Source organism: Streptomyces sp. NPDC047043 (genome assembly GCF_040644055.1).
Taxonomy (GTDB): domain Bacteria; phylum Actinomycetota; class Actinomycetes; order Streptomycetales; family Streptomycetaceae; genus Streptomyces.
Genome location: NZ_JBEYVO010000012.1, coordinates 1 through 20,288, shown reverse-complemented (window position 1 = coordinate 20,288; position 20,288 = coordinate 1). Strand labels below are relative to the sequence as shown.

The following is a 20,288-nucleotide window of genomic DNA, read 5'->3' as shown; positions in this document are numbered from 1 at the left end:
GCCTATCGGCCCGCACCGACATCCTCGTTGGGCGGTTCCTCACAGTTTGCTTCCGCGGCCGGGTCGTCGAGGAGCAGCCTCTCCAGGGCGGACCGGTCCGGCAGGTCCTCCGGTCGTACGACCTCACCGGTGCGTACGTACAGGAACGCCGCGTTGACGGACTCCAGGGGAACGCCCTGTTGCTCGGCCCAGGCCAGCCGGTAGAGGGCGAGCTGGAGCGGGTCCGCGGTGCGTGTGCGGTTCGTCTTCCAGTCGACGATCTCGTACGTCGCCCCGTCGCCGTCGCCCTCCTTGTAGACGGCGTCGATGCGGCCCCGGACGACGCGGCCGGCGATGGCGAGCTGGAAGGGGGCCTCGACGCGGTGGGGTGTGCGGTGGGCGTATTCGGTGCGTTCGAAGGCGTCCTTGAGGGCTTCCAGGTCGCGTTCGTCGGCGATCTCGGCCTCGCTGCCGGGCAGTTCCTCGGGCTCCAGCACGGGCAGGGTCAACTCTTCGAAGCGGGCCTCGACCCAGGCGTGGAAGCGGGTGCCCCGGCGCGCGGCGGGTTGCGGCGGGCGCGGCATGGGGCGCGCGAGTTCCTGCGCGAAACCGTCCGGGTCGGCGGCCAGGCGCAGCACCTGGGACGCGGTGAGCGAGGCGGGCAGGGGGACGTCGGTGACGGCTTCACGCGCGCGTAGGAGTTCGCCGGTGAGGGCGTCGAGGTCCCGGTCCCAGGAGGCGAGGGTGCGGGCTTCCTCCGGGGTGAGGCGGGGGCGGGCGGGGGCAGGACGGGTGTGCTCGGGGTCGGATTCGCGCGCGTTGCGCTCCGGGTGGGCACGTGCGCTGTCCGGTGCGTCTTGGTGTACGGCGCTCTCCGGGGCCGCCGCCTGGTGCGGGACGGTCGGGCGGTCGGCGGACCAGGTGTCCCAGTCGCCGGGGTCCTCCTCGAAGTCGTCGTCCCCGTAGAAAGCCTCGTCGTAGGAGGCTTCGTCGTAGGAGGCTTCGTCGTAGAGGGTTTCGTCTTCGGGTGGCGGCGGCCAGTCCGGGTCCTCGTGGCTGTCGGGGTCGTGCGTGGCAGCGGGGTGGTCGTCCTCGTGGGACGCGAGGTCCTCCAGGTGGGCCAGCACCGTTTCGGCGGCGGCGCGGCGGCGGGCGAGGGCGGCGTCGTCCAGGGGCAGTGGCCAGACCTGGTCGGTGCTCGCCGCGTGCAGGGCCGGGTTCTCCTCGCCCTCGGCGGGCTCGTCCGCCCAGGCCTCGATCTCGCCGTGGCCGACCGCGCAGTGGTCGTGGAGGGCCTGCAGGAAGTCGGACGGGCCGCGCGGCTTCTTCTGGGTGGGCCCCCACCAGTGGCCGGAGCCGAGGAGCAGGGAGCGGGGGCGGGTGAAGGTGACGTAGCCGAGGCGGAGTTCCTCAGTGTGCTGGTGCTCCTTCATGGCCTGCTGGAAGGACTTCAGGCCGCGGGAGTCCCATGTCTCGATGTCGGGCAGGGTGGCGGCGTCGCCGCGCAGTTCGTGCGGAAGCACCTTGCCCTGGGCGGTCCACTTCTCGCGGCCCTGGGTACTGGGGAAGGTGCCGGTGACCAGGCCGGGGACGGCGACGACGTCCCACTCCAGGCCCTTGGACTTGTGGGCGGTGAGGACCTTCACGGTGTTCTCGCCCCCGGGGAGGGCGTTGTCGAGGCCCTTCTCGTACTGGGCGGCGGTACGCAGGAAGCCCAGGAAGGCGAGCAAGGTCGCCTCGCCGTCGCCCGCGGCGAACGAGGCGGCGATGTCCAGGAAGTTGGAGAGGGTCTCGCGGCGTCGGGCGGCCAGGGCGTGCGGGGACGCCGACAGCTCCACCTCGAGGCCGGTGACGGCGAGGACGCGGTGCAGCACGTCCATGAGCGGATCGGCCAACGACCGTCGCAGGTCGCGCAGTTCGGCGGCCATGCGGGCGAACCGCACGCGCGCGTCCGGCGAGAAGGGCAGCCCGTCGTCCTCCTGCTCGGCGTCGAGCGGCATCTCCAGGAAGGTGTCGAGGGCGTCCGCGAGCGATATCACCTCGAACGGGTCGACGCCCTCGACGGCCTCGGCGAGCTTGCGGTCCCGGTCGTCGTCGTCCGCCACGCGCGCGTGGGCGACCAGACGGCGGGCGCGGCGCCCCAGGAGGGCGAGGTCGCGGGGGCCGATGCGCCAGCGCGGGCCGGTGAGCAGGCGGACCAGGGAGGCGTTGGCGCCGGGGTCCTGGAGGACTTCGCAGACGGCGACCAGGTCGGCGATCTCGGGCAGGTGAAGCAGCCCGGACAGGCCGACCACCTCGACGGGGACGTCCCGGGCGACGAGCGCGCCCTGGATCTCGGCGAAGTCGGTCGCCGTACGGCACAGGACGGCGATCTCGCCGGGTGCCTTGCCGGTGTTCACGAGGTGGGCGATCGAGTCGGCGATCCAGTCGATCTCCTCGGCGTGGGTGGGCAGCAGCGCGCAGCGCACCGTGCCGTCGCGTTCGGCGCCGGGGGCCGGGCGGAGGGCCTCCACGCCCGCGTGCATGGCGCGCAGGGGCTCCGCGAGGCCGTTGGCGAGGTCGAGGAGGCGGCCGCCGCTGCGGCGGTTCTCGCTGAGCGCCTGGCGGGTGGCGGGGCGGCCGTCGGGGTGCGCGAAATGGTCCGGGAAGTCGTCCAGGTTGGCGACGGAGGCGCCGCGCCAGCCGTAGATCGCCTGGCAGGGGTCGCCGACGGCGGTGACCGGGTGGCCGGTGCCGTCGCCGAACAGGCCCGCCAGGAGGATGCGTTGGGCCACCGAGGTGTCCTGGTACTCGTCGAGCAGGACCACACGGAACTCGTCGCGCAGGATGCGGCCCACTTCGGGGATCTGGGCGAGCTGCGCGGACAGGGCGATCTGGTCGCCGAAGTCGAGCAGGTCGCGCTCGCGCTTCGCGGCCCGGTAACGCACCACCAGATCGGCCAGCTCGCGGCGCGCGGCAGCCGCCTCGGGGACCTTGCGCAGATCGGCGTTGGTGAGCTTGGCGCCTTCCAGGGTGCGCAGCAGCCCGGCGTCGTAAGCACGCAGTTCCTGGGGCCGTACGAGGTGTTCGGCGAGTTCGGCGTCGAGGGCGAGCAGGTCGCTGACCAGGTCCGCGAAGGAGCGGGTGAGGGCCGGGTAGGGACCCGGGGCCTCGCGCAGCACGCGCGCGGCGAGCTGGTAGCGGGTGGCGTCGGCAAGGAGGCGGGAGGTCGGCTCGAGCCCGATGCGCAGGCCGTGGTCGGTCAGGAGGCGGCCGGCGAAGGCGTGGTACGTCGAGATCACGGGCTCGCCCGGCGGGTTGTCCGGGTCGATGACGTCCGGGTCGGTCACGCCGGCCTTGATGAGGGCCTTGCGGACGCGCTCGGCGAGTTCTCCGGCGGCCTTGTTGGTGAAGGTGAGGCCGAGGACCTGTTCGGGCGCGACCTGGCCGGTGCCGACCAGCCACACCACGCGCGCCGCCATCACCGTCGTCTTGCCGGACCCGGCTCCGGCCACGATCACCTGCGGGGCGGGCGGCGCGACGATGCAGGCCGTCTGCTCCGGGGTGAACGGAATCCCGAGGAGCTCCTTGAGCTGATCGGGATCGGTGATACGGGGCGGCACGTCAGAGAGGCTAGCGGTGGCCACTGACAGTGGATGACGCATCGGCCTCGGGGCTGGAAGAAGCGCAGGTCAGCACGCGTGGTGCGGTCGATCACAGAGAGCCCCGAAGATCACCGGCGTCACTCGACCACGTGCCGCCCTTCGGGCCGCGCGCTGCAGGACGCCTGGAAGGCGCAGTGCGTGCAGTGCTGGCCGGCGCTCGGCGTGAACCGTTCGTCGAGGACCTTGCCGGCGGCGTTGGCCAGCAGTTCGCCGACCCACTCCCCCTCCAACGGTTCCTGGGCCTGCACCTTGGGCAGGGTCTCGCCGCCGTCGCGCTGGGCGGCGCCCTGGCGCAGCTGGACCAGTTCGGCGCCGCGGGGTTCGGGGCGCACGCCGTCGAAGGCCTCGTCGACGGCGCCCTCGCTGACGGCGAGCTGGTAGACGGCGAGCTGAGGGTGGCGCTCCATCTCGCGCGCGGTGGGCGCCTGTTTTCCGGTCTTGAAGTCGACGACGTAGGCGCGTCCCTCGCCGTCGGCCTCGACGCGGTCCATGGAGCCGCGGATGCGCACCTCGTAGTCGCCCGCTTCGAGGGTGACGTCGAAGCCGTGCTCGCTGGCCACCGGGGTGCGGCCGGTGCGGTCCATGACGTGCCACTTCAGGAAGCGTTCGAGCGCCACGCGCGCGTTCTCCTTCTCCTGCGCCGACTTCCACGGCGCGTCGAAGGCGAGCGCGTTCCACACGGAGTCGAGGCGCTCCATGAGGACGGCGAGATCGGCCGGGGTGTGTCCGGAGGCGACCTCGTCGGCGAGGACGTGCACGACGTTCCCGAAGCCCTGGGCGACGGTCGCGGGTGCGTCGGCCTTCACCTCACGGCCCAGGAACCACTGCAGGGCGCAGGTGTTGGCGAGTTGGTCGAGCGCACTGCCCGAGAGGACGACGGGCTGGTCGCGGTTGCGCAGCGGCACCTTGCTCTCGGTCGGCTCGAACATGCCCCACCAGCGGTACGGGTGGGCGGCCGGGACGAGGGGGCGGCCGTCCTCGTCTGCGAGCGCGGCGAGCCGGGCCAGCCGGTGGGCGGCGGCTTCCCTGAGGGTGTCGGAGACGCGCGGGTCGACCGTGGTGGCACGCAGTTCGGCGACGAGCGCCGCGACGGACAGCGGGCGGCGGGGGCGGCCCGTGACATCCCGTGGTTCGACGCCGAGTTCGGTCAGGAAGCGGGAGGGCTGGTCGCCGTCGTCGGCCGGGGCCTTCACCGCCGTGACGACGAGGCGTTCACGCGCGCGTGTGGCGGCGACGTAGAACAGGCGGCGCTCCTCGGCGAGCAGCGCACCCGGGGTGAGCGGTTCGGCGAGGCCGTCGCGACCGATGCGGTCGGCCTCCAGGAGCGAGCCGCGGCGCCGCAGGTCCGGCCACAGGCCCTCCTGGACGCCCGCGACGACGACCAGGCGCCACTCCAGGCCCTTGGATCGGTGCGCGGTCATCAGGCGTACGGCGTCGGGGCGTACGGCACGCCGTGTGAGGGTGTCGGCGGCGATGTCCTCGGCCTCGATCTCCTCCAGGAAGTTGAGGGCGCCCCGGCCTCCGGTGCGCTCCTCCGCGCGCGCGGCGGTCGCGAACAGCGCACACACGGCGTCCAGGTCACGGTCGGCGTTGCGCCCGGCCGCGCCGCCGCGGCGCGCCGACCGCTCCAGGCGCGCGGGCCACGGCGTGCCCTCCCAGAGGTCCCACAGGGCCTCCTCGGCCGTGCCGCCGCCCGCCAGGCGCTCACGGGCCTTGCGCAGCAGCGCACCGAGCCGCTGGGCGCCACGCGCGTACGTGGGGTCGTGCGCGACCAGACGCTCCGGCTCCGCCAGAGCACGGGCGAGCAGTTCGTCCGAGGGGGGCGGCAGGGCGTTGCCCGCGGCCCTCTCCTCGTCGCGCAGGGCACGGCCGAGACGGCGCAGATCGGCGGCGTCCATGCCCGCGAGGGGGGAGGCGAGAAGGGTGAGGGTGGTTTCGGTGTCGAGCCAGCAGGGCTCCCCCCCGGATGAAGCCGCCTCCTCGGACGAAGGCTCCGCTGAAGTGCCTTCCGCCGAGGCACCGTCTCCCTCGGGGCGCACCGCCGCCTCCGCCTCGGCCACCGCCCGCAGCGCCGTCAACAGCGGTGCCACGGCCGGTTCGTGGCGCAGGGCAAGGTCGTCGCCGTCGATGTCCAGGGGGACGCCCGCGGCCGTGAGCGCGCGGCGCACCGTCGGGATCGTGCGGGACCCGGCGCGCACCAGTACGGCCATCTCGCGCCACGGGACACCGTCCTCCAGGTGTGCCCGGCGCAGGATGTCGGCAATGTTGTCCAGCTCGGTGCCGGGCGTCGGGTAGGTGAAGACCTCGACGCGGCCGCCGTCCCGCACCGGGGCGAGGGCGCGGTGCGCGCGTACCTTGTCCGCCGGGAGCCGGGTCAGCGGCATGCGCTGGGTCAGCAGCCGGGTCGCGGTGAGCAGGGCGCCGCCGGAACGGCGGGAGGTGCGCAGGACTTCGACGGGCGCCGGGCGGCCGTCCGCGCGCGGGAAGTCCGCCGGGAACTCGAGGATGCCGTTCACGTCGGCGCCCCGGAACGCGTAGATCGACTGGTCGGGGTCGCCGAAGGCGACAAGGGTGCGGCCGCCGCCCGCGAGGGCGTGCAGCAGCCGCACCTGAGCCGCGTCCGTGTCCTGGTACTCGTCGACGAACACGGCGTCGTACTGCGCGGCGAGCCGCTCGGCGGCCTCGGGGCGGCGGGCGAGAAGCACCGCGCGGTGGACCAGTTCCGCGTAGTCGAGCACGCCCTGCATGTCGAGCACATCGAGGTATTCGGCGAGGAAGGCGGCCGCCGCGCGCCAGTCGGGGCGGCCGATACGGCGGGCGAAGGCGTCCAGGGCGCCCGGCCCCAGGCCCAGCTCGCGGCTGCGGGCGAGGACCGCGCGGACCTCGTCGGCGAAGCCGCGGGTGGTCAGACAGGCCCGCAGCTCCTCAGGCCAGCGCACATGCGCGAGACCGAGCCGCTCCAGGTCGGGCTGGCCCGCGAGCAGTTCGCGTACGGCGACGTCCTGCTCGGGGCCGGACAGCAGGCGCAGCGGCTCCACGAACAGTTCGCTGTCCTGGTGGGCGCGGACCAGGGCGTAGCAGAACGAGTGGAAGGTGGTCGCCCGGGGCGCGTGTGCCGCTCCCATGCGCAGCGCCATGCGGTCGCGCAGTTCGACGGCCGCCTTGCGGCTGAACGTCAGCACCAGGATGCGCTCGGGGTCCCCGCCCCGGGCGATTCGCGCGGCCACCGACTCGACGAGCGTGGTGGTCTTGCCGGTGCCCGGACCTGCGAGGACGAGCAGCGGACCGGACGCGTGGTCAACCACGGAGCGCTGTGACGCGTCCAGACGAGGGGGATCCGGAAGGGCCGGCGGGGTACGGACCAGTCGGTAAGCGCCACGGTTCCCCTGCCGCACCCGGGGGTGCGGCAGGCGCCTGGTGGAGGAAGAGGAGCTCACGTGGTTCGCCGGTCCTGGTGGTCGTACTGGTTGTCGGACCACCGCGCGTGCAGGACGGTGATCGGGGGATGAGGGGGGCACGCGCAGCCGACGCTACGCCGACGGGCAGGTCGGAAGCAGGGCTTCCGCTTCTTCCCTCACGGCACTCGCGACTCGCAGGTCCCTCCTCCCACGAACGTACGGCATGCCACGGACGTGCCCCTGTTCCCCCGTACGGAGCACGGGTCACACACCGGGCTGCCGTATGGCGGAAGCTGTCAGGTGTGACCTTCGTGTTCGCCGCCGTCCCACCGCGCGCGCTTCATGTCGAGGCGCGGCAGGTGACCCTCGGCGGACCTGCTCGCCTCCTTCAGGGGGGTGCCCTCGGCGCGATAGTGGTCGAGGGCCTCCAGTTCGTGTCCCGGGAGCAGGACGCCGCCCGCGCTCACGACGCGCCACCACGGAACGGCTCCCCCGTAGAGGGCCATCACACGGCCGACCTGGCGGGGGCCGCCCTCCTCCAGCCACTCGGCCACGTCCCCGTACGTCATGACGCGCCCGCGCGGAATCAGCTCGGCGACCTCGAGGACGCGCTCGGCGTACTCCGGCAGCGCGTCCGGGTGCTCCGGCCGACCGGCCCGCGGAAGGCTCTTCTCGCTCATCCGGCCCATCCTGCCCCATCCCACCGACAGTGTGACCCGCTCGCCACTGTGCGTATCCCTCGCCCCAAGACGGCGCTTCCGGCAGACTGTGCGCCCCGCGTCTGCACCCTGATGCCCCCGCGTGTCGGTGGGGCATGCCACCATCGTGCGGGCGGTGACTGGTGATACGAGATCAAGAAGAGACGATGAAGCAGCAGGGTGCGCACCCAGAGGATGCGGAGAGCACCTCTGACGCTTCGTTGCGCCCGGACACCGACACCGAAGGCGAGGACACGGCCGCGCGCCCCCTGAACAAGGACGCCGGGGACGACACCGACCTCGTGGACGAGGCGCACGCCGACGAGGTCGAGGGCGACGAACCGCTGCTCCCCGCGCGCGTGCACCGCCCGTCCGACCTGATGCGTCTCCTGGTGGGCGTCCTGGCCGTCGTCGTCCTGCTCGCCATCGCCGCGTTCGCGCACGGCACCACCTCGGGGCTCGAACAGGACATCAACAAGGGCACCGGACAGGCACCCGACCTGCTCATCAAGATCGCGGGACTGGCCTCCAGCATCGCGATCCTCCTGGTACCCGTCGCGTTCGCGATCGAGCGGCTGATCAAGCGTGACGGGCTGCGCATCGCCGACGGAGTGCTCGCCGCGGTCCTCGCGCACGGTGTGACTCTCGCCACTGACCTGTGGGTCGCCAAGGCCGCCCCCGACTCCATCCAGGAGGCGCTCACCCAGCCCTCCCCCGGCGACATCCACGCCCTGACCGACCCCGTGCACGGCTATCTCGCGCCGGTCATCGCGTACATGACCGCCGTCGGCATGTCGCGGCGGCCGCGCTGGCGCGCGGTGCTGTGGATGGTGCTGCTCCTGGACGCCTTCTCGATGCTCGTCACCGGCTACACGACGCCGTTCTCGATCATCCTGACGGTGCTGATCGGCTGGACCATTGCCTACGGAACGCTCTACGCCGTCGGCTCGCCCAACGTCCGCCCCACCGGACGGACGCTGATGGCGGGCCTCAGGCACGTCGGCTTCCGCCCCGTGAGCGCCTCCCGCGAGGAGGTCGTGGATACCCCGGAGACCGGCGACCGCGGCCGGCGCTACTTCGTCACGCTCGAGGACGGCCCGCCGCTGGACGTCACGGTGGTCGACCGGGAGCAGCAGGCGCAGGGCTTCTTCTACCGCGCATGGCGCAATCTGACGCTGCGCGGCTTCGCCACCCGCAGCAGCCTCCAGTCGCTGCGCCAGGCCCTGGAGCAGGAGGCGCTGCTCGCGTACGCGGCCATCGCGGCGGGCGCCAACGCGCCCAAGCTGATCGCCACTTCCGAGCTCGGCCCCGACGCCGTGATGCTCGTCTACGAGCACACCGGCGGGCGCACGCTCGACACCCTGGCGGACGAGGAGATCACCGACGATCTGCTGCGCGACACCTGGCACCAGGTACGGGCGCTGCAGTCCCGGCGCATCGCGCACCGCAGGCTGGTGGGTGACGCGATTCTGGTGGATCGTTCCGGCACGGTCATCCTCACCGACCTGCGCGTGGGCGAGATCGCGGCCGGTGAGCTGCTGCTCCGTATGGACGTCTCGCAGCTCCTGGTGACGCTCGGCCTGCGGGTGGGCGCCGAGCGCGCGGTGGCGTCGGCGGTGGGCGTGCTCGGCCCGGACGCCGTGGCCGACTGCCTGCCGATGCTGCAGCCCATCGCGCTCAGCCGCACCTCCCGCGCGACCCTGCGCAAGCTCGCCCGGGAGCGGGCCCAGCGTGAGCGCGAGGCGGTCCTGGAGGCGTCCCGGCAGGCCAAGCAGGCCCGTCTGGAGGCCGGCGACGAGGACACCGGGCCCGTACTCGAAAAGCCCGACAAGAAGGCCGTACGAGCGGAGCAGCGGGCCGAGAAGCGGGCGATCGACGAGGCCATCGACGAGGCGCGCGAGGAGGATCTGCTCACCCAGATCCGGCATCAGGTGCTGTTGATCAGGCCGCAGGCGCCGGTCGAGCCCGCCCGGCTGGAGCGGGTGCGGCCGCGGACGCTGATCAGTTTCATCGCCGGCGCCATCGGTGCGTACTTCCTGCTGACGCAGCTCACCCACATCGAGTTCGGTCCGCTGGTAGCCAACGCCGAATGGGGCTGGGTCGTCGCGGCCGTCCTGTTCTCGGCGCTCAGCTACGTCGCGGCGGCGATGGCGCTGCTGGGGTTCGTGCCCGAGCGGGTCCCGTTCCTGCGGACCGTGGCGGCGCAGGTCGCCGGATCCTTCGTCAAGATCGTCGCGCCGGCCGCGGTGGGCGGTGTCGCCCTCAACACGCGCTTCCTGCAACGCGCGGGCGTACGGCCCGGACTCGCGGTCGCGAGCGTCGGCGCCTCGCAGCTGTTCGGACTCGGCTGCCACATCCTGATGCTGCTGTCCTTCGGCTACCTCACGGGCACCGAGAAGACACCGTCGCTGTCGCCGTCCCGGACGGTCATCGCGGGCCTGCTGACGGTCGCGGTGCTCGTCCTCGTGGTCACCTCGGTGCCGTTCCTGCGGAAATTCGTCGCCACGCGCGTGCGGTCGCTTTTCGCCGGTGTCGTGCCGCGCATGCTGGACGTGCTGCAGCGGCCGCAGAAGCTCGTCACCGGCATCGGCGGCATGCTGCTGCTGACCGCCTGCTTCGTGATGTGCCTGGACGCCTCGATCCGCGCCTTCGGCCAGGAGGGCGCCTCGCTCAGCATCGCCAGCGTCGCCGTCGTCTTCCTCGCCGGCAACGCGCTGGGATCCGCGGCCCCGACCCCGGGCGGCGTGGGCGCGGTGGAGGCGACCCTGACGGTCGGTCTGATCGCCGTCGGCCTCCCCAAGGAGGTCGCCGCACCGGCCGTACTGCTGTTCCGGCTGCTGACCCTGTGGCTGCCGGTGCTGCCGGGCTGGCTGGCCTTCAACCAGCTGTCACGCAAGGGCGCGCTGTAGTAGTACGACGACCGTATACGGCGTACCTCTTACGGCTCGCGTCCCGAGCGGCCCCCCGCGCGCGAGCGCAGGATGGAGACATGCCGAACCCTCCCCGTCTGCGCGCCGTCGCCCTGACTGCCGCCGCGGTGCTGCTCGCCTCCGGGCTGGCGGGCTGCAGCGACGACGCCAAGAAGGACGAGGACCTGCCGTCCCAGAAACTGAACTGGGAGGACTGCCCTGCCCCCTCCGCGGCGGAGGGCGACGGCGACGCCCCGTCGCCGCTGCCGAACGGCGGCCGGTGGCAGTGCGCGACCATGAAGGCGCCCCTCGACTGGGCCGAGCCCCACGGCGACACCATCGGCATCGCACTGATCCGCGCGAAGGCGAGCGGCGACAAGAGCAGCCGCATCGGCTCGCTCGTCTTCAACTTCGGCGGGCCCGGCGCCTCGGGCGTCGCCGAACTGCCGTCCTTCAGCCAGGACTACGCGAAGCTGCGCACCCGCTACGACCTGGTCAGCTTCGACCCTCGCGGGGTCGGCCGCAGTGCCCCTGTGAAGTGCGAGGACGACCAGCAGCTCGACGCGTACTTCCAGCAGGATTCGACTCCCGACGACGCCCGCGAGCGCACCGAGCTCCTGGACAGCACGAAGGAGTTCAACGCGGCCTGCGAGAAGAACTCCAAGAAGACGCTGCCGCATGTGCGCACCACCGACGCGGCCCGCGACTTGGACCTGATGCGGCAGGTACTCGGCGACGCCAAGCTGTACTACTTCGGCATCTCGTACGGCACCGAACTCGGCGGTGTCTACGCCCACTTGTTCCCGAAGCACGTCGGCCGCGCGGTCTTCGACGGGGTCGTCGACCCGACGCAGAACTCCGAGCAGGGCTCGCTCGCGCAGGCCGCGGGCTTCCAGCTCGCGCTCGACAACTTCGCCGCGGACTGCACGTCGAAGACCACGCAGTGCCCGATCGGCGACACCGCGCAGGACGTCGAGGACCGCATCGCCACGTTGCTGAAGGACCTCGACAGCAAGCCGATCTCCGGCATCTTCCCTCGTCAGCTGACCGAGAGCACCGCGACCAGCGGCATCGCGCAGGCCCTGTACTCGAAGGACTTCTGGCCGTACCTCACCCAGGGCCTGCAGCAGGCGTACAAGGGCGACGGCAGGATCCTGATGGCGCTGTCCGACTCGAGTAACGGGCGCAGCCGGAACGGCGAGTACAGCAACATCACCGCCGCGAACATCTCCATCAACTGCGCCGACGACAAGCCCCGTTACAACCCCGACTACGTGCAGCAGAAGCTGCCCGAGTTCCGGGCCGCCTCGCCCCTGTTCGGCGACTTCCTCGCGTGGGGCATGCTCGGCTGCACCGACTGGGCCGTGGCGGGCGCCGCCGACCATCCGGACGTGAGCGCGGCCGGCGCCGCACCGATCCTCGTCGTGGGCAACACCGGCGACCCGGCCACGCCGTACCAGGGCGCGAAGAGGATGGTGGACGCACTGGGCAAGGGCGTCGGCGTCGAGCTGACGTACAAGGGGCAGGGGCACGGCGCGTACGACAGCAAGAACCAGTGCGTGCAGTCCGTGGTGAACGGCTATCTGCTGGACGGGAAGGTACCGGCGGCCGGCACAGTCTGCTCCTGACCGCCGAGACCGATTCTCCATGAAACCGCAGGTCAGAAGGTTATCCACAGGCTCGGGCAGATGTGGCGCGGATCTGCCTACTATGGCCCGACCGCCGTTTGCTGCTCGGTGCGGACGGCCTGTGTGGGGGGAATGTGCATGGCGCGATTCGTACGGTGCGCGGCTCTGGGGGCCGCCGCCGCACTCCTGGTGGCCGGTTGCAGCAGCGGCTCGTCGTCCGACGACAAGAGCGGTGACGAGACGAGCGCGGCAGCCTCGCCGTCGTCCGGCTCCTCCGGTACGACCGCCGCGCTGCCCTCCTCGCTGACCGGGCAGAAGCTCGACTGGGGACGCTGCAAGGCCACCTCGGACTCCCCCGCGCCGGGCAATGACTGGCAGTGCGCGACGCTCAAGGTGCCGCTGGACTGGTCGAAGCCGGAGGGCGGGACGATCGGCCTCGCGCTGATCCGCGAGAAGGCCCGCGGAGGCAAGCGCATCGGCTCGCTCGTGTTCAACTTCGGCGGCCCCGGCGGCTCGGGCGTGTCCATGATGCCGTCGTACGCCGCCACGGTGTCCCAGCTGCGCGAACGCTACGACCTGGTGAGCTGGGACCCGCGCGGCGTCGCCGCCAGCGAGGGCGTGCGCTGCCGCAGCGACAAGGCCATCCAGGCCACCGAGGACGTGGACGCCACCCCCGACACACCGGCCGAGGAGAAGGCCTACTTCCAGGACTCCGCCGACTTCGGCAAGGGCTGCGAGAAGGCCGCCGGAAAGCTGATGGCGCATGTGTCGACGACGGACACCGCGCGCGACATGGACCTGATGCGCCAGGTGCTGGGCGACGCGAAGATGCACTACTTCGGCATTTCGTACGGCACCGAACTCGGCGGCGTGTACGCCCACTTGTTCCCGAAGAACGTCGGGCGGCTGATCCTCGACGCGGTCGTCGATCCGAGCGCCGACACCGTGGGCCACGCGGAGAACCAGACCAAGGGCTTCCAGCGCGCCCTGGACGACTACCTCCAGTCGACCGGCCAGGACCCCGAGCAGGGCACCCAGAAGATCGCGAACCTGGTGAAGCGGCTCGACGCGAACCCGCTGCCGACATCGTCCGGACGCAAGCTGACGCAGACGCTCGCGCTCACCGGCATCGTCCTGCCGCTGTACAGCAAGGCCGGCTGGCCGACGCTGACCAGCGCCCTGAAGTCGGCCGAGCAGGGCGACGGTTCGGAGCTGCTGGCGCTCGCCGACGGCTACAACGAACGCAGCGCGTCGGGGCACTACGGCACGACGACCCACTCGCAACGGGTCATATCGTGTTTGGACGACAAGCAGCGACCGACCGCCGAGGAGACGAAGAAGCTGCTGCCGGCCTTCGAGAAGATCTCGCCCGTGTTCGGGGACTTCCTCGGCTGGGACACGGCCGGCTGGTGCCACGACTGGCCGGTGGCCGGGCAGTACGACACCCCGCAGGTGAGCGCGCCCGGTGCTGCGCCGATCCTGGTGGTCGGCAACACCGGCGACCCGGCGACCCCGTACGAGGGTGCCCGGAAGATGGCCGACGAGCTGGGCAAGGGTGTCGGCGTGGAGCTCACCTGGAAGGGCGAGGGACACGGTGCGTACGGGAGCGGGAGCGACTGCGTCGACTCGACGGTGAACGCGTATCTGCTGAACGGGACGGTGCCGAGGGACGGCAAGGTCTGCGCCCAGTAGCCCGGGCAGCGGAAAGGGGCCGGGCACGCGTGGTGCCGAGCCCCTTCCGGAAAGGCGTGTGCCTAGTAGACCGGCTTGTCCGGCTCGATCTGGTTGACCCAGCCGATGACGCCGCCGCCGACGTGCACGGCGTCGGCGAAGCCCGCGGACTTCAGGACCGCGAGGACTTCCGCACTGCGGACACCCGTCTTGCAGTGCAGGACGATCTTCTTGTCCTGCGGGAGGCTCTCCAGGGCGGTGCCCATGAGGAACTCGTTCTTCGGGATCAGCTTGGCGCCCGGGATGCTGACGATCTCGTACTCGTTGATCTCGCGGACGTCGATGATCTCGATGTTCTCGCCGTCGTCGATCCACTCCTTGAGCTGCTTGGGAGTGATCGTCGAGCCGGCGGCCGCCTCCTGGGCCTCCTCGGAGACGACGCCGCAGAAGGCCTCGTAGTCGATGAGCTCGGTGACGGTCGGGTTCGGGCCGCAGACCGCGCAGTTGGGGTCCTTGCGGACCTTGACCTGGCGGTACTGCATCTCCAGGGCGTCGTAGATCATCAGACGGCCGACGAGGGGCTCGCCGGTGCCGGTGAGGACCTTGATGGCCTCGGTGACCTGGATGGAGCCGATGGACGCGCACAGCACGCCCAGCACGCCGCCCTCGGCGCAGGAGGGGACCATGCCCGGCGGCGGGGGCTCCGGGTAGAGGCAGCGGTAGCAGGGGCCGTGCTCGGACCAGAACACGGAGGCCTGGCCGTCGAAGCGGTAGATCGAGCCCCACACGTACGGCTTGTTCAGCAGCACGGCCGCGTCGTTGACCAGGTAACGGGTCGCGAAGTTGTCCGTGCCGTCGACGATGAGGTCGTACTGGCTGAAGATGTCCATCACGTTGTCGGCCTCGAGCCGCTCCTCGTGAAGGATCACGTTCACGTACGGGTTGATGCCGAGGACGGAGTCACGGGCGGACTCGGCCTTGGAGCGACCGATGTCGGCCTGGCTGTGGATGATCTGGCGCTGCAGGTTCGACTCGTCGACCTCGTCGAACTCCACAATGCCGAGCGTGCCGACGCCCGCCGCGGCCAGGTACATCAACGCCGGCGAGCCCAGGCCGCCGGCGCCCACACAGAGCACCTTGGCGTTCTTCAGCCGCTTCTGCCCGTCCATCCCCACGTCGGGGATGATCAGGTGGCGGGAGTACCTGCGGACCTCGTCTACGGTGAGCTCAGAGGCTGGCTCGACCAGGGGTGGCAGCGACACGGGGACTCCGTTGATCGGTCAATCACTACAGTTGTTCTCCGTGTAACAGTGCCACGGCCTTCTTCATTCCGAGACACCCGTTCCGATCCGCGAGACGATTTCGTCCCAGTAGCCGGGCATGGTCTCCCAGGGGTCGCAGCGTCCACCGCGGTCCGTGCGGTCGGTGAAGTAGATGGTCGACGCACCCTGCCAGCGGGCGATGCGCAGCGCCTCCTCCAGATGGGGCCGAGGCACTCCGTGGACGAAGTGGCAGAAGCGCTCGGGCGGATGGTCGGCGGTCCACTCGGCCACCTGCGACCAGCGGTAGTCGCTCCAGGAGCCGGAGAAGGTGACCAGCTGGTCGGCGCTCTCGGCGTAGCCCGGGTACGGGTGGGTGCCGTGCCCGAGGACGATGTGGGCGCCGTCGCGCATCGTGCGGAGCGCGGTGACGGTACGGCGCACTCCGGGCAGCGAGGCGCGCTCGGTCGGGCAGCGGTCCAGGAGGAAGCCGTCGACCTGGTACCAGTCGACGTACCGGTTGGCGTCGGAGATCACCTCGCCGTGGCCGCGGACTCCGTACGCCGCGGAGAGGAGGCCGAGGACGCGGATACCCGCGTTGCGCAGTCGGCCCGCCGCTTCCAGGCAGTGCGGGTCGGGGCGGGCGCCGGGGCCGTCGGCGACATTCAGGACGACCCAGTGCAAGGGGGTTCCCGGGCGGGTGAGTTCGCCCCACTCGGCGGGGGCGACCAGGGGGTGTGCGTAGCCGGGGATGCCGAGGCCGGTGCGGACGTCGGTGCTCGCGACGGCCGGTTTGATGCTGGTCAGATACGGCATGCCGCCTCCATCCAGATGTCGGCGAGGGACTCTTCGAGGTTGATCCGGGGCCGCCAGCCGAGCCGGTCGCGTGCGGTGCGCACATCGGCCTGCTGCCAGCTGCCGCAGCCGTCGGGGTACGGGTACGCGACCGGGGCCGCGTGGTCGGATTCGCCGCGGGGGTGCCCGATGGTTGCGCGCAGCGGGCCGGGCGAGCCGTCGAGTTCGTGGAGGGCGCCGCCGTATCCGGCGACGCGGGCGAGCGTGGCGGCGGCGTCGCGCAGGCGGACGGCGCGGCCGGAGCCGATGTTGATGACGCCCTGCGCGGCGGAGAGCGAGGCGGCGTGCACGGCTCGGGCCACGTCGCGTACGTCGATGAAGTCGCGCTGCACGCCGAGCCCGCCGAGCTTGAGCTCGCCGTCGCCGGACTGCATGGCACGGCGCATGGCCTCCGCGAGGCGGCCGAGCGGGGAGCCGGCGGGCGTGCCGGGGCCGGCCGGGGAGAAGACCCGGAGGACGACCGCGTCCAGGCCGGAGCCGAGGACGAGTTCGGTGGCGGCGAGCTTGCTCACGCCGTACGGGCCGCCGGGGCGCGGCACGGCGTCCTCGGCCGTGGAGGAGCCGGGCTGGCTGGGGCCGTACTCGGCGCCGCAGCCGATCTGCACCAGACGTGCCCCGCAGCCGCTGCGGCGCAGGGCCTCGCAGACGGTGGCGACGGCGACGGTGTTGTGGCGGGTGAGTTCTCGGGCGCCGCCCCGGGTGGCGCCGGCGCAGTTGACGACGACGCCGGGGTGGACCGCGTCGAGGAAGCGGGTGAGGGCGCCGGGGCTGCCCGACGCGAGGTCGAAGCGGACGTCGGCGTCGTCGCCGCGGCCGAGCGCGGTGAGCTGGACGGCCGGGTCGGCGAGCAGGCGGTCGGCGACGAAGCGGCCGAGGTAGCCGTTGGCTCCGATCAGCAGGACTCTCATCGGGCGGCTCCCGGTGCCGAGGCGTCTGGTCGGGAGGTGATCATCTGGGGTTCTCCTTCAGAGGGGGTGGTGCGGTTGCCTCGGGCGGCGGGACCGGGCGCCTGCGGCGGGGTGGGGGCCGACATGGGCCGGCGTTCGTGCGACTTCTGGAGGTGTCCCGGGGACGGCCGTCGCGTCAGCACGGCCGGTCCACGGGTGCGTGGGCCGAGGCCCGGGTGAGGGTGCGGGTCGCGTGGATCAACAGGGTCAGGGCGGCCGCCGAGCAGATGAGGGCCGGGACGCTGCCGGGGCCCCGGGTGTCGACGAGGGCCCGCACGGGAGTCGCGAGGAAGCCGCAGCCGGGGAGGCGGCCCGCGAGGACCGTGGCCAGGGCGGTCGCCTCGGCCGTGGCCGCGGCGGTGAGGACGATCGCGGAGGCGTGGGTGAAGCCGTGGACGGTGAGGAGGCGGGCGAGGAGCAGCAGGGCGCCCAGGGTGACGGCCTGGGCGTAGGTCGCGCTCTCGCCCAGGGCCGCGCCGCACAGGGCGAGCAGGGCCGTCAGGGCGCACAGGAACAGGGCGAACGTGCCGAGCAGCAGCGGCCGTACGGAGGCGGCGAAGTCCTGCAGGCCGCGGCTGGCGGTCAGTCTGCGGCGGGCGCGCACGGCGAAGAGGTGGGCGGTCCAGGCCGCGGGGGCGCAGGCCAGGGTGAGGGCCAGGACGGGCGTGGTGGCGAGCGGCCACGGGCCGTGGGCGGTGCCGTTCGGCAGGGTGTCGGGGCCGCCGGCCACGGCCGCGCGCAGGAGGCCGTCGCCGAGGAGGGCGTAGGCGATGAGCCAGTACGTCCAGATGCGGGTGGCGGAGCCCGGGGGCGTGCGGTGCGGTGTGCCGAGCGGGCCGCGGGAGAGTGCCGCGCGCAGGCCGAGGGCCACGGCGAGGACGCCGGCGACGGCCACGATCACGCGGGCCTGTCCGTGGGTGAGGTGCAGGGCGGCGACGGTCGCGGTGCACAGCGTTCCGGGGAGGAGGGTGAGCAGGGCCCAGTCGGCACGTGCCCGGGGGGCCGGGAGGTCGGCGGGGCGAGCCGGGGAGTCGTCGCGGGGTACGCGCGCGTACAGCTCCTCCGCGAGGGAGAAGACGTCCCGGTGCCGGAAGCGTGCCGCGGTGCGGTCGGTGACGCCGTGGGCCTCCAGGCCCGCCGCGATCTCCAGGGGGTCCACGGCCCGTTCGCACAGCTCGCGGTGACGGTGCATCAGCGCCTTCACGGGGTCGGCGGCGGTGCGGCGGGCGGAGGTCTGGCGGCGGGCAGCGGGGGCGCTGTCACTGCGCGGGACAGTCAGGGCGTCGTCACCGCGGCTTGCTCCGGCAGGGCCCCCCGATGCCTCCGGCTCGCCCGCCGCCCACTCCTCCGAGCGCTCGTCCCAGGCCCCGGGGCTGTCCGGTGTCCCGGGCCGGTCCAGTTCTCCCAGTCCGCTCATCGCGCCCCCTCGGCGGCCGGTTGCGGAGAGGTCGCCCGCGCCGGTGCGCCCGTCGCCCACCCTGGTCCGCCGCGGGCCACGACGCGGGCGTCCGGCCCGGTCCAGCGGCCGGGGACGTGCGCCTCGGCGGGGACGGCGAAGGGCAGGGGCTCTCCCGTGTCGTCGAGGACGACGCGGCGTACCGGGGTGCGCGAGACGATCTCCAGGTAAATGCCGTGAAATGCCGTGGTGTTCTGCTCGACGGTGAACAGTTCGAGCGCACGCGCGCGTGCCGCGGCGCCCAGGCGCTCACAGCGCTCGGGGTCGCGCAACAGCGCCAGGCACGCCTCGGCGAGCGCCCGCGGGTTGCGCGGCGGTACGACGAGCCCCGTGCCGCCGATGACCTCCACGACCGCGCCGACGTCCGTGGACACCGTCGCGCGGCCGCAGAACATGGCCTCGACCAGGCTGATCGGGAAGCCCTCGACGACGCTGGACAGCACGGTCACGCCCCCGGCGGCGTACGCGTCGGCAAGGCTCGGCAGCTCCGGTCCGCCGATCTCCTCGAAGGAGACGGGGTTGTCGCCGACGGAGTGCAGCCCTTCGGCCTCGTCGGGGAAGAGCTGCGCCGCCAGCGCCTTGCAGTGCCCGAGGTAGGCCTCGCCCTCGGGGCCCGCCGGTGCACCGACGATCCGCAGGAGGGTCTTCGGCTCCTCCTTGCGGATCTCCGCGAAGGCGTGCAGCAGCGACACCAGGTCCTTGGTGGGTTCGACGCGGCCGACCCAGACCAGCGTGTCGGGATCCGCGCACTCCGGGGACTCGCCCACCTCGGCGAAGTGGGCGGCCTCCATGCCCGGGTAGACCGTGCGGAGCTTCGCCCGGTCCGCGCCGCAGCGCTCCTGCCAGCGGCGCGCGTGTGCGTTGCCGGGCGTGACGATCGCGGCCCGCCTGTAGATCTCGGCGGCCAGTCGGCTGTGGAACGCGGCGAGCAGGGACCGTACGGCGGGCGGGGCGTCGGTGGCGGCCAGGTAGTGCGTGCGCAGCCGCACCCCGTACTCGGTCAGCAGCAGGGGTACACCGAAGAAGTGGCCGGCGAGCAGCCCGGGCAGGGCTGCGGAGCCGCCGGACGTCGCATGGCAGAGGTCGACCGAGCCGAGCCCGTCCTCCTCGTACCAGTCGAGCGAGAGGGGGCGCAGGGTGCGTTCCAGGTGTGCGGCGACGGCGAGCAGATCCGGTACGCGTGCCTCACGCGCCGTCCGCAGGGTGCCGGCCGCACGACAGGCGCGCTCCAGGGCGCGTACGGCGGCCTCGGAGCGGAGCGCTCCCACCAGCCCGCCCTCGTCGCGGGCGAGTTCGGCGAGCCCGTACAGCGCACTGCCGAAACGGTCCGCCTCAACGGCGGAGCCCTCCCCCGAAGCGCCGGACGGATTCCCTGCGCTCCGCGTGCACAGTGCGGCCGCCAACTCCCCGTAGCACTCGGCGAACCGCCGGCGCGCCCGGCGCCCGTAGACCACTCCGTCGTCCTCGGCGGTCCATAACGGCGCCGTGTGCACCCGGCCGACCTGGGGCGGCAGCGGGACCCAGCCCTCGTCCTCCTGGCGCTCGCTGCGGCTGAGCGCGTAGACGTCGAACTCGTGCTGCCCGAGCCCGCGCACGAGCCGGTCGCACCAGAGCCTGGCGTCACCGCTCACATACGGATAGCCACCCTCCGTAAGCAGTCCGATGCGCACGTACGCACCCCCGATCTCCCGTTTGGGGAGCCGTCGTTGACCCGGCGGCTCGCAGCGGGAAGAACGTATGCGGACAAGGCGGTGGGGGGGGGGGGGGGGGCGGGGTGGGGGCCGGACGCTAGGGCGGGCGGCCACGGAAGAGAAAAGACGAGGGCGACGAGCGAGAGACGGAGA

Annotated in this window: 11 protein-coding genes; 3 read left to right on the top strand and 8 right to left on the bottom strand. The window is 72.5% G+C overall.

Translation table 11 applies throughout. The annotated features are described in order from the left end of the window. Positions 1–2 precede the first annotated feature (2 nt). From ABZ880_RS19840 to ABZ880_RS19830, 3 genes are all read right to left on the bottom strand, one after another. A complete protein-coding gene (locus ABZ880_RS19840; protein WP_361264340.1) occupies positions 3–3,581 on the bottom strand; it encodes an ATP-dependent DNA helicase in 3,579 nt (1,192 codons plus the stop codon). Between the two features lie 119 nt (positions 3,582–3,700). Then, entirely contained in the window at positions 3,701–7,060 is a 3,360-nt protein-coding gene (locus tag ABZ880_RS19835) for an ATP-dependent DNA helicase (protein WP_361264337.1), read from the bottom strand. Positions 7,061–7,317: 257 nt separating this feature from the next. Continuing rightward, positions 7,318–7,701: an MGMT family protein gene (locus ABZ880_RS19830; protein WP_361264334.1), complete on the bottom strand. Its 384-nt coding sequence runs from the start codon at positions 7,699–7,701 to the stop codon at positions 7,318–7,320. Between the two features lie 185 nt (positions 7,702–7,886). Here ABZ880_RS19830 and ABZ880_RS19825 point away from each other — a divergent pair, with 185 nt between their 5' ends. From ABZ880_RS19825 to ABZ880_RS19815, 3 genes are all read left to right on the top strand, one after another. Then, complete coding sequence (locus ABZ880_RS19825) at positions 7,887–10,628, top strand: lysylphosphatidylglycerol synthase domain-containing protein (protein ID WP_361264331.1); 2,742 nt, start codon at positions 7,887–7,889, stop codon at positions 10,626–10,628. Positions 10,629–10,708: 80 nt separating this feature from the next. Then, positions 10,709–12,256 (top strand): alpha/beta hydrolase, encoded by a 1,548-nt coding sequence (locus ABZ880_RS19820; protein ID WP_361264328.1) that lies wholly within the window; start codon positions 10,709–10,711, stop codon positions 12,254–12,256. Positions 12,257–12,394: 138 nt separating this feature from the next. Next, complete coding sequence (locus ABZ880_RS19815) at positions 12,395–13,948, top strand: alpha/beta hydrolase (RefSeq protein WP_361264325.1); 1,554 nt, start codon at positions 12,395–12,397, stop codon at positions 13,946–13,948. Between the two features lie 62 nt (positions 13,949–14,010). On the opposite strand, the gene moeZ is transcribed toward ABZ880_RS19815, so the two are convergent. The 5 genes from moeZ to ABZ880_RS19790 form a co-directional block, all read right to left on the bottom strand. Then, positions 14,011–15,189: an adenylyltransferase/sulfurtransferase MoeZ gene (moeZ, locus tag ABZ880_RS19810; RefSeq protein ID WP_361264323.1), complete on the bottom strand. Its 1,179-nt coding sequence runs from the start codon at positions 15,187–15,189 to the stop codon at positions 14,011–14,013. Positions 15,190–15,252: 63 nt separating this feature from the next. Further along, on the bottom strand, positions 15,253–16,002 hold the full coding sequence (locus ABZ880_RS19805) for a spherulation-specific family 4 protein (RefSeq protein ID WP_361264320.1): 750 nt from the start codon (positions 16,000–16,002) through the stop codon (positions 15,253–15,255). Next, the gene (locus ABZ880_RS19800) at positions 15,990–16,949 is read right to left on the bottom strand and encodes an NAD-dependent epimerase/dehydratase (RefSeq protein WP_361264317.1); all 960 of its coding nucleotides are present in this window, start codon (positions 16,947–16,949) and stop codon (positions 15,990–15,992) included. Before ABZ880_RS19800 ends, ABZ880_RS19805 begins: the two co-directional genes overlap by 13 nt. A 175-nt stretch (positions 16,950–17,124) precedes the next feature. Next, positions 17,125–18,405, bottom strand: a complete 1,281-nt coding sequence (locus tag ABZ880_RS19795; RefSeq protein ID WP_361264314.1) for a hypothetical protein — start codon at positions 18,403–18,405, stop codon at positions 17,125–17,127. After that, the gene (locus tag ABZ880_RS19790) at positions 18,402–20,114 is read right to left on the bottom strand and encodes a DUF3492 domain-containing protein (protein ID WP_361264311.1); all 1,713 of its coding nucleotides are present in this window, start codon (positions 20,112–20,114) and stop codon (positions 18,402–18,404) included. Before ABZ880_RS19790 ends, ABZ880_RS19795 begins: the two co-directional genes overlap by 4 nt. Between the last annotated feature and the right edge of the window lie 174 nt (positions 20,115–20,288).

Coding starts and splice junctions, on each gene's coding strand:
- ABZ880_RS19830 (WP_361264334.1), bottom strand. CDS start 7,701: ATGAGCGAGAAGAGCCTTCCGCGGGCCGGTCGGCCGGAGCACCCGGAC.
- ABZ880_RS19825 (WP_361264331.1), top strand. CDS start 7,887: ATGAAGCAGCAGGGTGCGCACCCAGAGGATGCGGAGAGCACCTCTGAC.
- ABZ880_RS19820 (WP_361264328.1), top strand. CDS start 10,709: ATGCCGAACCCTCCCCGTCTGCGCGCCGTCGCCCTGACTGCCGCCGCG.
- ABZ880_RS19815 (WP_361264325.1), top strand. CDS start 12,395: ATGGCGCGATTCGTACGGTGCGCGGCTCTGGGGGCCGCCGCCGCACTC.
- ABZ880_RS19805 (WP_361264320.1), bottom strand. CDS start 16,002: ATGCCGTATCTGACCAGCATCAAACCGGCCGTCGCGAGCACCGACGTC.
- ABZ880_RS19800 (WP_361264317.1), bottom strand. CDS start 16,949: ATGAGAGTCCTGCTGATCGGAGCCAACGGCTACCTCGGCCGCTTCGTC.
- ABZ880_RS19795 (WP_361264314.1), bottom strand. CDS start 18,405: ATGAGCGGACTGGGAGAACTGGACCGGCCCGGGACACCGGACAGCCCC.